Origin of the sequence: Novosphingobium sp. P6W (assembly GCF_000876675.2) — a bacterium.
GTDB lineage: Bacteria > Pseudomonadota > Alphaproteobacteria > Sphingomonadales > Sphingomonadaceae > Novosphingobium.
In genome coordinates this window covers 1,458,960-1,473,399 of record NZ_CP030353.1, presented here as the reverse complement: position 1 = coordinate 1,473,399, position 14,440 = coordinate 1,458,960, and the positions used below count along the sequence as shown (strand labels likewise).

Annotated in this window: 11 protein-coding genes; 4 read left to right on the top strand and 7 right to left on the bottom strand. The window is 65.3% G+C overall.

Going from position 1 to position 14,440, the window contains the following annotated elements:
- Positions 1–64 precede the first annotated feature (64 nt).
- The 6 genes from TQ38_RS22680 to TQ38_RS22655 form a co-directional block, all read right to left on the bottom strand.
- Positions 65–1,495 carry a family 43 glycosylhydrolase gene (locus TQ38_RS22680; protein WP_043978343.1) on the bottom strand — a complete coding sequence of 477 codons (1,431 nt, stop codon included), beginning with the start codon at positions 1,493–1,495 and terminating at the stop codon, positions 65–67.
- A 115-nt stretch (positions 1,496–1,610) separates the two neighbouring features.
- Positions 1,611–2,618 carry an arabinan endo-1,5-alpha-L-arabinosidase gene (locus TQ38_RS22675; RefSeq protein WP_043978346.1) on the bottom strand — a complete coding sequence of 336 codons (1,008 nt, stop codon included), beginning with the start codon at positions 2,616–2,618 and terminating at the stop codon, positions 1,611–1,613.
- Positions 2,615–4,180: an alpha-N-arabinofuranosidase gene (locus TQ38_RS22670; protein ID WP_043978347.1), complete on the bottom strand. Its 1,566-nt coding sequence runs from the start codon at positions 4,178–4,180 to the stop codon at positions 2,615–2,617. Before TQ38_RS22670 ends, TQ38_RS22675 begins: the two co-directional genes overlap by 4 nt.
- Before the next feature lie 23 nt (positions 4,181–4,203).
- A complete protein-coding gene (locus TQ38_RS22665; RefSeq protein ID WP_043978348.1) occupies positions 4,204–5,130 on the bottom strand; it encodes a Gfo/Idh/MocA family protein in 927 nt (308 codons plus the stop codon).
- Positions 5,131–5,133: 3 nt separating this feature from the next.
- A complete protein-coding gene (araD1, locus tag TQ38_RS22660; RefSeq protein WP_043978350.1) occupies positions 5,134–6,129 on the bottom strand; it encodes an AraD1 family protein in 996 nt (331 codons plus the stop codon).
- A 77-nt stretch (positions 6,130–6,206) separates the two neighbouring features.
- On the bottom strand, positions 6,207–7,733 hold the full coding sequence (locus TQ38_RS22655) for an aldehyde dehydrogenase (NADP(+)) (RefSeq protein WP_043978352.1): 1,527 nt from the start codon (positions 7,731–7,733) through the stop codon (positions 6,207–6,209).
- 130 nt (positions 7,734–7,863) lie between these two features.
- Between TQ38_RS22655 and TQ38_RS22650 the strand changes: the two genes are divergently transcribed.
- Positions 7,864–8,604 (top strand): FadR/GntR family transcriptional regulator, encoded by a 741-nt coding sequence (locus tag TQ38_RS22650; protein ID WP_043978353.1) that lies wholly within the window; start codon positions 7,864–7,866, stop codon positions 8,602–8,604.
- A 344-nt stretch (positions 8,605–8,948) separates the two neighbouring features.
- On the opposite strand, the gene TQ38_RS22645 is transcribed toward TQ38_RS22650, so the two are convergent.
- Complete coding sequence (locus TQ38_RS22645; protein WP_043978357.1) at positions 8,949–10,262, bottom strand: sugar MFS transporter; 1,314 nt, start codon at positions 10,260–10,262, stop codon at positions 8,949–8,951.
- Positions 10,263–10,442: 180 nt separating this feature from the next.
- Between TQ38_RS22645 and TQ38_RS22640 the strand changes: the two genes are divergently transcribed.
- The 3 genes from TQ38_RS22640 to TQ38_RS22630 all read left to right on the top strand — a co-directional run bounded on the left by TQ38_RS22640 (position 10,443) and on the right by TQ38_RS22630 (position 14,392).
- The gene (locus TQ38_RS22640; protein WP_043978358.1) at positions 10,443–11,597 is read left to right on the top strand and encodes an aldose epimerase family protein; all 1,155 of its coding nucleotides are present in this window, start codon (positions 10,443–10,445) and stop codon (positions 11,595–11,597) included.
- Positions 11,598–11,637: 40 nt separating this feature from the next.
- The gene (locus TQ38_RS22635; protein WP_043978363.1) at positions 11,638–13,449 is read left to right on the top strand and encodes an IlvD/Edd family dehydratase; all 1,812 of its coding nucleotides are present in this window, start codon (positions 11,638–11,640) and stop codon (positions 13,447–13,449) included.
- A gap of 88 nt (positions 13,450–13,537) precedes the next feature.
- Complete coding sequence (locus TQ38_RS22630) at positions 13,538–14,392, top strand: SMP-30/gluconolactonase/LRE family protein (protein ID WP_043978364.1); 855 nt, start codon at positions 13,538–13,540, stop codon at positions 14,390–14,392.
- Positions 14,393–14,440 lie beyond the last annotated feature (48 nt).

The window sequence follows — 14,440 nt, the reverse complement described above, 5'->3', positions numbered from 1 at the left end:
GCCATTCCGCCGCAGGACCGACCGGAAGCGCTAGGTTCCGGGCGGTTTCGAGGAATTTATCAGCTCAACCCGGCAGCCATGCGCTGGCGGCATCGGTAGCGCTTGCGAGTCGCACGTTGTCTGAGGAATGGGCAAGCGCCTTGCCCGCATAGGCCTGCGATACGAAACGGACAGAGCCGCCCTTGCCTTCTTCACGGCGGAAGCGATCGGCGCCTGGTGCGGCGCCGGTTGCAGCGGCAGACGCAAGCGTCACCGAACCGTCGGCAGCGGCGACGAGGACATGATCGCGCTTCAGGATTGGGGATAGCTGTACCGTTCCGTCCGCAGCGGGCAGCGAGCGGAACTGGGTCTGTGCGATGGGCGCATTGCCAACGGTCAGGCGATCTCCCTCATGCGCAAGGTTGGCGCCGCGCCGGACGGCCGGTGCAAAACGCTCGGGCAGCGGGCCGTTGCCCACTGGCACGCCAAAGTCGGGATTGCCCGCCGCGTCGAAGTAGAGGCGCTGGATGCGAGTGTGGCGATCCGGGTTGTAGAGCGGGTCGCCTTCGATCGCCTCGTAATCGCGTCCGTGGTAGACGAGGATGGGATTGCCCTTTTCGTCGACGGTAAAGCTGTTGTGACCCGGCCCGTAAACCGAAGTTTCGCGACATGTGACGAAGACCGGCTCCTGCGATTTGGTCCAGGCGCGCGGGTCCATCAGGTTTGCGTTCTCGTCGATGGTCAGCAGGCCCATGCAGTACCGCGCATCGGTGGCGCTCGCCGAGTAGGTCATGAACAGCCGGCCATCGTGGACGATGAAGGCGGACCCTTCGTTGACCTTGTACCCGCGCACTTCCCAGTCCAGCGTCGGCACCGTCAGGCGCGCGGGCGCGGCCGCCAGGGTCAGCGCATCCTTCATGGGCGCGATGTAGACGTTGGAATTGGTGTCGATCCCTGCTTCGCGCTGCGCCCACGAGAAGTAGCGCACGCCGCGGTGAGTGAAGATCGTGGAGTCGAGGTTGAAGCTGTCCCACGGCGCCTTGAACTGCCCGAGCACGGACCAGTTGCCGGTCATCGGATCAGGTCCGTCGCAGACCACGGCGAAAGTGCGGATGCGGAACACGTCCTCGCCGCCGCCGCTGGGGCCGGCTGCGAAATAGACGATCCAGCGGCCATCGACGAAATGCAGCTCGGGCGCCCAGAGGAAGCCCGACATCGGACCGCTTGCTTCATGGCGCCACAGCACCCGCTCCTCGGCGGTGGCAAGGCCGGCCAGCGTCTTTGCGCGGCGCAGGGCAAGGCGGTCATACTCGGGCACGGAGCCCATCAGATAGTACCAGCCATCGGTGTGCAGGAAAATCTGCGTGTCGGCGCGCCGACGCACCAGCGGGTTGCTGGGTACGGGGGCCGATGGGGCCGCCGGGGTGCTCAAAGCGGTCTTGCCGGGGGCCGTGCAGGCGAGCGGAAGCAGCGAGGTGGCGGCGGCAAAAGCGCGGCGCGAAAGAAGCATCGTCATGTCGTCCTCTCCGGTGTTCTTGTACGGTCAGGTGTCTTCAGGTGTCGTTCGGGTACGACCCAAAAAAGACGCCCCGGCAGGGTATGAAACCCGGCCGGAGCGCCGTCAGGTGGGTTCAGTATTCCGCTGTAGGCCAGCCGTCCGCTTCCCAGCGGATCGGTGCAATGCGCAACTTCGGCGCACCGTCGGCCTGCTTGTCGTAGGCGTGATAGACGACGTAAGTCGTGCCGTCCCTGTCGGTGAAGGCACCGGCATGGCCCGGCCCGCGAAAGCGCTGCTGCTCCTGCAGATCGGCGCGCAGGAAGATCGTACCGCCGCCCTGCATCATCTCGCTGCCGTCCTTGCCGAGGTACGGTCCGGTAACCTTCTTCGCGCGGCCGACTACCGTATAGTACGTGCTGTTCACGCCCTTGCAGCAGTAGTCGTAGGACGCCAGCAGGTAGTACCAGCCGCCATGCGGGATGATGAACGGCGCCTCTACCGGGGCCGGTCCGCCTGCCGGGGCAAGGCGGCGCGCGATCGAATAAGGCTCGGCCCCGGGGGTGACCTTGCCGGTCTTCGCATCGAGCGGGAACAGCTTCAGGCCGCTCCAGAAACTGCCCAGCGACAGCCACTGGCGGCCCTGTGCATCGACTACGAAGTTGGGGTCGATCGCGTTGAAATCGTCCTCCTTCGTGGACATGACGACGAGGCCCTGATCCTTCCACTTCGCCTTTGCGCCCAGCGTAGGACTGGTGGCGAGGCCGATGGCGGAACGGTTCGAGCCGAAGGTCGAGACCGAATAATAGAGCCGGTATTCGCCGTTCACGAAGGAAATGTCGGGCGCCCAGATACCTTCGGTGCCGGGCACGGCTTCCTTGGTCCACGCCGGCATCTGCGCAAAGACCGAACCCGCGTCGGTCCAGGTCTTCAAGTCCTTCGAGGTCTTGATGCCGATATATTTGCCCACGGTGCTGAACACGAAATAGGTGTCACCCTCGCGGATGATGACCGGATCGTGCACGGTGAGATCGCCGGAAAGCTGGGAGTTCAGGGACTTTCCAGCGTCTTGGGCCCCCACTGCCTGAGCAAGCGCCGCGCCGGGAAGTCCCAGCGCGGCAAGAGCGAGAATCCAGCCCTTCATTTCAGTTCGAGCACGACGACCGACTTGGCCGGCAGCGTGACGACAAGGTTGCCGCCCTGCACGCTGGCGCCGGTGAAGGCCGCAGGCTTGACCACTTCGGGCGCATCGAAGGTGTTGTGCGAATTGATCGCCGAGGCCGTCAGGATACGCCCCGTCACCGCCGAAGCGTTCACGCCGTCCAGCTTGATCGTTACCGTGTTCGGCTGGTTGGGATCGAGGTTCGACAGGCCGACGTGGATCTTGCCGTCCTTCGCCTTCACCGCCGAGCCGCTCACAGCCGGCATCGTGAACTCATCCTTGGCGTACCAGGGGGACTTGATCTCGATCGGCAGCACGGTGGCATCCTGCCACGGCTTGTACATTTCGAAGACGTGATAGGTGGGCGTCAGCACCATCTTGTCGCCGTCCGCGAAGATCATCGCCTGAAGCACATTTACCATCTGCGCGATGGCGCTCATGCGCACGCGGTCGGCGTGCTTGGCGAAGATGTCGAGGTGGATCGAGGCGATCAGCGCATCGCGCAAGGTGTTCTGCTGGCGCAGGAATCCGGGGTGCGTGCCCTCGTCCTGCGCATACCACGAACCCCATTCGTCCACGGCCAGGAAGACCCGCTTTTCGGGGTCGTACTTGTCCATGATAGCGCTGTGCTTGGTGATCAGCTCGTCCATCTTGCGCGCGCCGTTCAGCGCATCGGCCCAGCCGTGCTCATCGAAGGCGACGGCAGGTGCGCGCGGCGGCCAGCCGCCGGCGGGGTGGACGTAGTAGTGCAGCGAAACGCCGTCGAGCTGGCCCGCAGCGACACGCATCATGGTGTCGGTCCAGGTGTAGTCGTCGACGTTGGCGCCAGCGGCGATCTTCTGGATCTTGGTGCCGGCGGGCGCCTTGATGAAGGTGGCATAACGGCGCGTCTCGTCCGCTGCGAATTCGGGACGCATGTTGCCGCCGCAGCCCCACAGCTCGTTGCCGACGCCGAAGAACTCGACCTTCCACGGCGCCTTGTGGCCGTTCTTCGCGCGCTCGTCAGCAAGGCTGCCGGCGGGCGAGGTCATGTATTCCACCCACTCCGCCATCTCGCGCGGAGAGCCATTGCCGACGTTGCCCGCGACATAGGCCTCTGCGCCGACCTGGCGGATCAGCTCGAAGAACTCGTGCGTGCCCACGGTGTTCGGCTCGGTGACGCCGCCCCAGTGAGTGTTGATCTTGACCGGACGCTTGTTCTGCGGGCCGATGCCTTCACGCCAGTTGTACTCGTCGGCGAAGCAACCGCCCGGCCAGCGGATCACCGGCACCGAAAGGTCGCGCAGGGCCTGGACGACGTCGTTGCGAAAGCCGTTGGTGTTGGGAATCTTGCTGTTCTTGCCGACCCACAGGCCGCCGTAGATACCCGTGCCGAGATGCTCGGCGAACTGGGTGAAGATTTCCTTGTGGTAGACCGGACCGGGCTTGTCCGCCTCGATCGTCGCCGTGGTGGGCTGGCCGCCCGTATCAGCATTGGCCGTGCTGGTGAGCGCGGTGGCGCCCAGCAGCAAGGCTAAAGTCGCGGCGCTAAATGCTTTCATCATTTTGTGTCCCCTCCCAGGGATAATCAATCGTGGAATGCTTCGACGGTCTGGCGATTGCCGCGCAGGAATGCGTCGGCAACGAGGCGCAGGGGCGCGATATCGACGTCGCTGCGCCCGCCCCGGATGAGGTTGGCAAAGCGGGCGTAGAGGCCCGGATACTCCAGGTCCTCGCTATGCTCCGCGCCGGTCGGCAGGGTAAGCACCGCGCCGCCGTTGGAGAGTTTCAGCGTGCCCGCATCGGTTTCGACGACGATGTCCCAGGACTGCGGACCGGTCTGGCGCCAGTCGAGGTCCATGTGGATCGGGGCGCCTGCCGTGTCGCGAAACTGGATGTCGGCAGCGATCGGCGCGGCGCGGTTGGCGGGGATTTCCAGCGTCGCGGTCTTCAGGAAGACCGGGCGCGGCAGAATGTGGGTCAGGATCGAAAGGGCGTTGATGCCCGGATCGAACACGCCAAGGCCGCCCGGCTCCCAGATCCATGCCTGACCCGGATGCCATACCCGCACGTCCTCGCGCCAAACGATCTTCACGCTCTCGATCCGGCGCTCGGCCAGCCACGCGCGCGCCGGGGCAACGCCCGCTGCAAAGCGCGAGTGCCAGGCCGCGAACAGCGTCGTGCCGACCTTTTCGGCGCGGCTGGACAGCGCGACGCACTCCGACAGGGTCGCCCCTGGCGGCTTTTCAAGGAAGACATGCATCCCCTTGTTCAGCGCCTGCACCGCAAGGTCGTAGCGGACCTGCGGCGGCGTGCAGAGCGCCACCGCATCGACCGCCGGGCCGTTTTCGATCAGTTCGTCAAGGCTCTTGTGGTGGGACACGCCCTCCACGCCTGCGTCATGCGGGCTGACCGTGGCGGCAAGGCTGAATGCCTTGTTCCCGGCAATCGCCGGCAGGTGCTGGTCGCGGGCGATCTTGCCCACGCCCACCACCGCGATCCGGATCGGGTCCATCGATCAGAGCGCCTTGACGGTAGCGGCCTGAACTTCGGCGCGCGCCAGCGGGTTGGATACCGGCAGCGTGAAGGGCGCGGCCGAAATCTCGAACACGTCGCCTTCCTCGGTCTGCACGGCATCGCTGAACGAGAGCGTGGCGGTGCCGAAGAAGTGGACGTGCACATCGCCCGCGCGGCGGAACAGGTCGTACTTGAAGTGGTGATGCTCCAGGTTGTCGAAGCTGTGCGACATGTTGCCCTCACCCGACAGGAAGGGCTTTTCCCAGATCGTCTCGCCGGCACGCACGATCTTGCTGGTGCCCTCGATGTGGGTGGGCGGGGTGCCGATCAGCAGTTCCGGGCCAAGTGCGGCCTGACGCAGTTTGGAGTGGGCCAGCCACAGGTAGTTGTGACGCTCGGTGACGTGGTCCGAGAACTCGTTGGCGAGCGCGAGGCCGAGGCGGTAGACGGTGCTGTCGTCGCCGACGAGGTAGATCCCCGCCAGTTCCGGCTCCTCGCCGCCATCCTGCGAGAACGCGGGCATGGTCAGCGTATCGCCCGGGCCGACGAGCTGCGAGCCGTCGCCCTTGTAGAACCACTCGGGCTGCTGGCCGACTTCGCCGGCTGCCGGCTTGCCGCCTTCAAGGCCTTCGAGGAACATGCGCATGGAATCGGTCTGCTGCTCGTTCGAGATGGCAGCAGCATGCATCTTGTCGCGGCCTTCGGCGGAACCGAGGTGCGTAAGGCCGGTGCCGGTCATCAGCAGGTGCGCGGGATCTTCATGGTCGATCGGCGCGATCAGGCGGCCGGCCGCGTATTCGGCGGCGATATCGATGACTTCGCCTTGCCCACAGGCCTTGGCGGCATCGGCCAGCGACGCGCCGTCAGCGATGGCGCGCAGCGCGAGTTCGCGGATCGAAGTGACGCCCGGCAGGACGTGGGCGGCATCACCCTCGGCCAGGATTACGGAACGTGCGCCGTCGGCGGCGCGGTGCTGGAGCAGGCGAAGGTAGGTCATGGGGTCTCTCCCAGAGAGTTTTTGGCCCGGCCGCGGCGCACCTTCTTACGAGGCGCGCCGCGGGGATCGTTGCAAGATCAGTTGAGGGTAAGCGTACCGTCGATCAGGCGCGGGGCGCCGTCACCGAAAGCATCGTCGCGCAGTTCGGGCGGAAGCAGGCCCTGCGCGAGGTTCTGGTAGCTGACCGGACGCAGGAAACGGTCGATGGCAAGGCTGCCGACCGACGTGGTGCGCGGGTCGGTAGTGGACGGGAACGGGCCGCCATGAACCATCGCGTGGCACACTTCGACGCCGGTTGGCCAGCCGTTGACCAGGATGCGGCCGACCTTGCGCTCCAGCACGGGCAGGACACGGGCAGCAGCGCCCTCGTCCGCATCGTCCATGTGGATCGTGGCGGTCAACTGGCCTTCGAGGCCTTCGAGGAGGAGAGCGAGTTCGGCCTCGTCCTTGCAGCGCACGAGGATCGAGGCTGCACCGAAGACTTCGTCGCCAGCGGCCTTGTCGGCCAGGAACTGAGCGGCGGTGGTCTGGAACAGCACGGCGCCGCCCGTGGTCCGGCTTCCCTCTTCACCCTTGGCGAGCGTTTCGACGCCGGGCAGCGCGGTCAGCGTCTCGACGCCCTTGGCAAAGGCGGCGGCGATGCCGGTGGTGAGCATGGTCTGCGGCTTGGCAGCGCCAACGCCAGTGCTTGCAGCAGCGACGAAAGCGTCGAGACCTTCACCCTCGATCGCCAGCAGCAGGCCGGGGTTGGTGCAGAACTGGCCTGCGCCCATCGTCAGCGAACCGACGAAAGCCGTGCCCAGCGCTTCGCCGCGCGCCTTCAGCGCCTCGGGCAGGAGCAGGACGGGGTTGATGCTCGACATTTCGGCATAGACCGGGATCGGCACTTCGCGGGCCTGCGCCAGCTTGACGAGGGCAAGACCGCCGCCGCGCGAACCGGTGAAGCCGACCGCCGCGATGCGCGGGTCCTGCACGAGCGCTGCGCCCAGTTCGTTCGACGGGCCGGAGAGGTGCTGGAACACGCCTTCCGGCAGGCCCGCATCCTTGACGGCCTTGGCGATGGCGCCGGCGATCAGACCGCCGGTGATCGGGTGCGCCGGGTGGCCCTTGACGACAACCGGGCAACCAGCGGCCAGCGCCGATGCGGTGTCACCGCCGGCGGTCGAGAAGGCGAGCGGGAAGTTCGAGGCGCCGAACACGGCAACCGGGCCGACCGGGATCATACGCAGGCGCAGGTCGGGACGGGGAAGCGCACGCTCCGGCAAAGCCGGATCGATGCGCAGCTGCTGCCACTGGCCCTTGCGCACGACATCGGCGAACAGGCGCAGCTGGCCCATGGTACGGCCACGCTCGCCTTCGCTGCGACCACGCGGCAAACCGCTCTCGGCCGTGTAGGCATCGAGCAGCGAATCGCCGATCGCGAGGATTTCGTCAGCGATTCGCTCAAGGAACGACGCGCGCTCCTCGCGGCTGGTCGCGCGGTAGGTGTCGAATGCGGCAGCTGCGGCAGCGCAAGCCGCCGCGACATCTGCGGGGGTGCTGACGGCAAGCGGCTCGCCCTGAGGCTCGCCGGTTGCAGCGACGATGGAACGAAATTCAGTCATTCGGGGTCTCCCTATTTACTCCGACATATTAGGAGCGGAGGCGAAACGCAATGTTTGTCGTTCCTTCTGGCAAGAAGGACTGTTAGTTTCGCCGCTCGAGGAGCCTATAGCAGTGCCAGAAGCCGATTTTATGAATGAAGACGCCAGCGCCAAACCCGGTGACGAAGCCCGTGGGCCCGGAAGACGGCTGCACGGCGCCATCGCACACAAGCTGGGTACGGCCATCTTGTCAGGCAAATATGCCCCGGGCGACATTCTTTCCGGCGAAGTCGCCTTCGCCGAGGAACTGCAGGTCTCGCGCAGCGCCTACCGTGAAGCGATACAGGTGCTCACCGCCAAGGGCCTCGTCGCAAGCCGCCCCAAGGCCGGCACCCGCGTCCTCCCGCGCGACCGCTGGAACCTGCTCGACCCCGAAGTGCTGGGCTGGGCCTTCGCCGGTGAACCCGACATCGAATTCGTGCGCAGCCTGTTCGAACTGCGCGCCATCGTCGAACCCGCCGCCGCCCGCCTCGCCGCCCAGCGCCGCGACAAGGCAGACCTCAAGACGATGAAAGACGCGCTCACCGCCATGCGCCGCCACACCCTCACCACCGAGGCAGGCCGCGCAGCAGACCGCGACTTTCACAAAGCCATCCTCCAGGCCACCCGCAACGACGCACTTCTGGTCCTGAGCGCCTCGATCGGTGCAGCGGTGAACTGGACCACCCAGTTCAAACAACGCGCCCGCGCCCTGCCACGAAATCCGATCCCCGATCACGTGCGCGTGTACGATGCGATTGCCGCCGGTGATGCCGGAGGCGCCGCAGAGGCGATGAACGTGCTGGTCGATCTGGCGCTTGAAGATACCAAAAGCTCGATGGTGGAGAAGTAAGGGAAGGCCTGGGGCCATCGCCCCAGACCCCTTTCCCGTCGTCGTCGCGCGTGCAGCTTCGTTGCGCGCCTATTGTAAGGTCACGCGGAGCATGACCGCGTAGATGGTCCTCGCCGCGCCGCAGGCTGTGTTCGTTCCCGAGCGATGCGACATGCGCGGCCTTTGAATGAGAAGGCGGCTTCGCCGCGACTGCCCCCGAACCAAAGCGCAACGCGGCTGCTAGGCGCGACGACGACATTCCCGGGGTCTGGGGCGATGGCCCCAGGTCTTCCCTCCCTCCCCTCCAAACACAAAAAAGCCCCGGAGACTGATCTCCGAGGCTATCTTGTTTCGTCTGAAAACCGTTATTCGAAAACGACTTTCGGGTCGGCTTCCGCATGGGTTACCTTGCTCCCCCACAGTGCATAGAACAGCACGTAGAGTTCGCATGCGGCGGTCAGCAGGAACGAGGTCTGAAGGCCGTAGTTGTCGGCGATCCAGCCCTGGACGATCACCAGCGCGCCGCCGGCAATGGCCATGACCAGCAGGCCCGAGCCTTCTTCGGTGAGCGGGCCAAGGCCCTTGATGCCCAGCGTGAAGATCGTGGGGAACATGATCGAGTGGAACAGCCCGACGAGGATCAGCGACCACATGGCGATCGGGCCATGGGCGAAGACGGTGATCATCATCACGATGAAGGCGCCGATGGAGAACAGGGCGAGGACCTTGCTCGCGTCGAAGCGCTGCATGACGGCGGAGCCGACGAAGCGGCCGACCATCATGCCGCCCCACAGGAAGGCGAGATACTTGCCGGCCTGTTCGTGCGTGGTGTTGGCGATGTCGGGCTGGCTGACGAAGTTCACGAAGAGGTTGGCGACGCCGATTTCCGCGATCAGGTAGATGAAGATCGCGGGGATGCCGAACACCAGGTTGCGGTGGTTCCACAGCGACAGGTTCTTGCGGTCTGCCTTGGCGACGCGCGATCCGGCCGAGCCCATGGCGGGCAGCGGGAACTTGGCGATGACCACGGCGAGGATGACCAGCACCGCCGCGACGAGCGCGTAGGGCAGGATCACCGAGTGCGCGTCGGCGATACGCTCTGCTTCGGTCAGGACGGTTCCGGCTGCGGACGTGCCGCTCTTGGACCGGCCCAGGATCAGGTAGGCACCGAACAGGGGAGCCAGCATGGTGCCGGCTGAGTTCAGCGCCTGCACCAGGTTGAGGCGAGACGATGCGGTGGCCGGGTTACCGACGACGGCGACATAGGGGTTGGCCGCGACCTGAAGCAGGGTGATGCCGCTGGCGATGACGAAGAGCATCACGAGCGTTACGCCGTAGGACGGAATGCTGGCAGCCAGCATCATGCCCAGCGCGCCGGCGGCCATGATGAGCAGGCCCACGACCAGCGACTTTTGATAGCCGACCCGTTCGATCAGCTTTGCCGAGGGGATCGAGGCGACGAAGTAGGCGATGAACCACACCGATTCGATCAGCGTCGTCTGGGTGTAGCTGAGGTCGAACACACTGCGCAGATGCGGCAGCAGCGTGTTGTTGATTACGGTGATGAACCCCCACATGAAGAACAGGCTGGCAAGCAGCGTGAGCGCGGGGCCGTAGCGTACGCCATGGGGCGTATCGTGAACCACGGGGGTATCTCCGGATGAGACCACTGGGGGCATGACTATCCTCTCAAAGCAAATACCGATCCCTCAAACCGGAACCGACCCGGACCTTTGTGGCAAACCGGCTTGCACTGTTTCTATTTGTCGGACTATATGCGCTGAACGACGCCGTCAATGGTCAGCGACCCAGGCATCTGACAGAATCGACACCCACACAAGAGAGGCGGGATCTAGGGCATGAGGAATCCGGGTAAAGGTATCTTGACGGCGACAGCGTCCGTCCTGGCACTCGCATTGGCTGCAAATCCGGCGATGGCCGCCGATGCGTCGCAGGCCCCTGCGGGCAAGCTCGCCAACGGCACACATGTCGATGCGGTTACGCTGACCGCCGCCAACGGCGTTTCGGCAACGATCCTGACTTACGGCGCCACGCTATGGAAGCTGATGGCGCCCGACCGCGACGGCAAGGTCGCCGACGTCCTGCTCGCCTATGACGATGTCGCCTCTTTCGAGAAGACCCCGAACTTCTGGGGCGCGACCATCGGCCGTTACGGCAACCGCATCGCCGACGGCAAGTTCACGCTGGACGGCAAGTCCTACCAACTGCTCCAGAACGATCACGGCCAGTCGCTGCACGGCGGCGGCAAGGGTTTCGACGTCCAGAACTGGAAGCTCGAATCGATCAAGTCGGGCAAGGTCGCGACTGCGGTGTTCTCGCTCGTCAGCCCTGATGGCGATTCGGGCTACCCCGGCACGGTGAAAACCAAGGTCACCTACTCGCTGGACGAGGCTGGTAACCTGCAGATCGTGTTCGACGCGACGACCGACAAGCCGACCGTGCTCAACATGACCAACCACGCCATCTTCAACATGGCCGGCGAAGGCTCGCCCCGCGACGCCACGCAGAACGTGCTGACGATCCCGGCCAGCCGTTACACCCCGGTGAACGAGAAGCTGATCCCCACCGGCGAACTGCGCGCCGTCGAAGGCACCCCCTTCGATTTCCGCAAGCCCAAAGCGCTTGCCGGCGACATCCGCGACGGACGTGACCAGCAGATCCTCTACGGCCGCGGTTTCGACCACAACTTCGCGCTCGACAAGGGCCAGACCAAAACGCCGGAACTCGCCGCCAGGCTGGAAGACCCGGTCTCGGGCCGCGTGCTGGAACTGCTGACGACCGAGCCGGGCGTGCAGTTCTACTCCGGCAACTTCCTCGACGGGACGTTCCTGGGCAAGCAGGGCCACCTCTACCGCATGGGCGACGGCATCGCGCTGGAACCGCAGAAGTTCCCGGACTCGCCTAACCAGCCCAGCTTCCCCTCTACCCGCGTCGATCCCGGCAAGGCCTACAGGCATGTCATGATCTACCGCCTCAGCACTTCTGCACGCTGATCGCCAATCCTTCGCTGATCGAACGAAACGAAACCGCTCCATGACCGAAAAGACCACACCCAAGCCGCAGGCCCCGAAACTGAGGTCGCGCGCCTGGTTCGATAATCCCGACAATATCGACATGACCTCGCTCTATCTTGAGCGATACCTGAACTTCGGCCTCAGCCTTGAGGAACTGCGTTCGGGCAAGCCGATCATCGGTATCGCCCAGACCGGCAGCGACTTGTCGCCGTGCAACCGCCACCACCTGGTGCTGGCTGAGCGTATCCGCGAAGGCATACGCGAACAGGGCGGCATCGCGCTGGAATTCCCGGTTCACCCGATCCAGGAAACCGGCAAGCGCCCCACCGCTGGCCTCGACCGCAACCTGGCCTACCTGGCGCTCGTCGAGGCGATCTACGGCTACCCGCTCGACGGTGTGGTGCTGACGACCGGTTGCGACAAGACTACCCCGGCGCTGCTGATGGCAGCCGCCACGGTGAACATCCCGGCGATCGCCCTGTCGGTCGGCCCGATGCTCAACGGCTGGCACAAGGGCGAGCGTACCGGTTCGGGTACGATCGTGTGGAAGGGCCGCCAGATGATGGCGGCGGGCGAACTGGACGCGGACGGCTTCATCAAGCTCGTTGCGTCCTCGGCGCCTTCGACCGGCTATTGCAACACGATGGGCACGGCAACGACGATGAACTCGCTGGCCGAGGCACTGGGCATGATGCTGCCCGCCTCCGCCGCGATCCCCGCGCCTTACCGTGACCGCCAGGAATGCGCATGGCGCACCGGCAAGCGCATCGTCGACATGGTGCACGAGGACCTTAAGCCCTCGGACATCCTGACGCTGGATGCATTCCACAACGCCATCGTCGTCAACGCCGCCATCGGCGGGTCGACCAACGCGCCGATCCACCTTGCGGCGATCGCCCGTCACATCGGCGTCGACCTGCCGCTCAAGGATTGGGAGCGCCTTGGACACAAGGTCCCGCTGCTGGTGAACCTCCAGCCCGCCGGTGAATACCTGGGCGAGGACTACTACCGTGCGGGCGGCGTGCCTGCCGTGGTGGCGCAGCTGATCGGCCAGGGGCTGATCGCCGAGGATGCGATGACCGTCAACGGCCTGACCATCGGCGACAACTGCCGCGATGCGACCATCGAGGACGACAAGGTCATCAAGACCTTCGACCAGCCCTTGGTGGAGGAAGCGGGCTTCCTGGTCCTGTCGGGCAACCTGTTCGACGCGGCGATCATGAAGACCAGCGTGATCTCGGACGAGTTCCGCGCGCGTTACCTCTCGAACCCCAACGATCCCGAGGCTTTCGAAGGCCCCGCCGTGGTGTTCGACGGTCCCGAAGATTACCACCACCGGATCGACGATCCCTCGGTGGGCATCACGCCTGAAACCCTGATGTTCATGCGCGGCGCCGGCCCGATCGGCTATCCGGGCGCGGCGGAAGTGGTGAACATGCGTCCGCCTTCGTACCTCATCACCGAAGGCGTGAGCGCCCTTCCCTGCATCGGCGACGGGCGCCAGTCCGGCACTTCGGGCAGCCCCTCGATCCTCAACGCTTCGCCCGAAGCGGCTGCGATGGGCGGCCTCGCGCTGCTGCAGACCGGCGACCGCGTGCGCATGGACCTCAAGAAGGGCACAGTCGACGTGCTCATCTCGGACGAGGAACTGGCGGCGCGCCGTGCCGATCTGGAAGCCAAGGGCGGCTACCCCTACCCGGCCTCGCAAACCCCGTGGCAGGAAATCCAGCGCGCCCTCGTGGGCCAGATGGATACCGGTGCGATCCTGGAAGGTTCGGAAAAGTACCAGCGCATCGCCCAGACCATGGGCCTGCCGCGCGACAACCACTAAGTGCACGATACCCGTCATTCCTGCGAAAGCGGGAATGACGGGATTGCACGAAGGGATCGCATAGGTCCCCCAATACGGGAGAGAAGCGATGACGCTCTGGCGCAAGATCGAACGCGGCGTGCGCGACACGCTGGGCGAAGGTGCCCTGTGGTGCGAGCGCGACGGTGCTTTCTATTGGGTCGACATCCTCGCCCCCGCCCTCAACCGCATGACGCTGGCCGACGGCGAGATCACGCGCTGGGACATGCCCGCGCCGCTCGGCTGGGTTGCACAGCGCGCCTCTGGCGGGCTGATCGGCGGCTTTCGCGACGGTGTCGCCGCGATCTCGCTTGACCCGCTGACCATCGCCTCGCGCCATGATCCCGAACCGCACCTGCCCGGCAACCGCATGAACGACGGCAAGGCCGACCACCACGGCGCGATCTGGTGCGGCACGATGGAAATGGCCGAGGAGAATGCCACCGGCTCGTTCTACCGCCTTTCGCCCGACGGCGCATGGCAGTTGATCGACACTGGCTACACCGTGACCAACGGCCCTGCGTTCTCGCCTTGCGGGAACTGGCTCTACCACACCGACTCCGGCCGCCGCACGATCTACCGCTTCCCGTTCGATGCCAATGGAGCGGGCCCGCGCGAGGAGTTCATCCGTTTCTCCGAGGAAGACGGCTACCCGGACGGCATGACCACCGACGCGGAAGGCTTCCTATGGGTGGCGCACTGGGACGGCGGACGGATCAGCCGCTTCGCCCCGGACGGCACGCGCGATCGCTCGATCGAACTGCCGGCCAGACGCATCACCAACATCGCCTTTGCCGGCGCGAATCTGGACCGCATGTTCGTGACTTCGGCGTCGAAGGGATTGCCGGAATCGGAATTCGACGGCGCCTTGTTCGAGGTGGAGTGCGGCGTTACCGGCAACCCGGCAGGCACTTACCTGGGCTGAACCCTGCGTGGTCCCGGACTTGTCCGGGACCACGGGGTCCATAGGTTC

Coding starts and splice junctions, on each gene's coding strand:
- TQ38_RS22670 (WP_043978347.1), bottom strand. CDS start 4,180: ATGATGAAAGCATTTAGCGCCGCGACTTTAGCCTTGCTGCTGGGCGCC.
- TQ38_RS22645 (WP_043978357.1), bottom strand. CDS start 10,262: ATGCCCCCAGTGGTCTCATCCGGAGATACCCCCGTGGTTCACGATACG.
- TQ38_RS22640 (WP_043978358.1), top strand. CDS start 10,443: ATGAGGAATCCGGGTAAAGGTATCTTGACGGCGACAGCGTCCGTCCTG.
- TQ38_RS22650 (WP_043978353.1), top strand. CDS start 7,864: ATGAATGAAGACGCCAGCGCCAAACCCGGTGACGAAGCCCGTGGGCCC.
- TQ38_RS22665 (WP_043978348.1), bottom strand. CDS start 5,130: ATGGACCCGATCCGGATCGCGGTGGTGGGCGTGGGCAAGATCGCCCGC.
- TQ38_RS22655 (WP_043978352.1), bottom strand. CDS start 7,733: ATGACTGAATTTCGTTCCATCGTCGCTGCAACCGGCGAGCCTCAGGGC.
- araD1 (WP_043978350.1), bottom strand. CDS start 6,129: ATGACCTACCTTCGCCTGCTCCAGCACCGCGCCGCCGACGGCGCACGT.
- TQ38_RS22635 (WP_043978363.1), top strand. CDS start 11,638: ATGACCGAAAAGACCACACCCAAGCCGCAGGCCCCGAAACTGAGGTCG.
- TQ38_RS22675 (WP_043978346.1), bottom strand. CDS start 2,618: ATGAAGGGCTGGATTCTCGCTCTTGCCGCGCTGGGACTTCCCGGCGCG.
- TQ38_RS22680 (WP_043978343.1), bottom strand. CDS start 1,495: ATGACGATGCTTCTTTCGCGCCGCGCTTTTGCCGCCGCCACCTCGCTG.
- TQ38_RS22630 (WP_043978364.1), top strand. CDS start 13,538: ATGACGCTCTGGCGCAAGATCGAACGCGGCGTGCGCGACACGCTGGGC.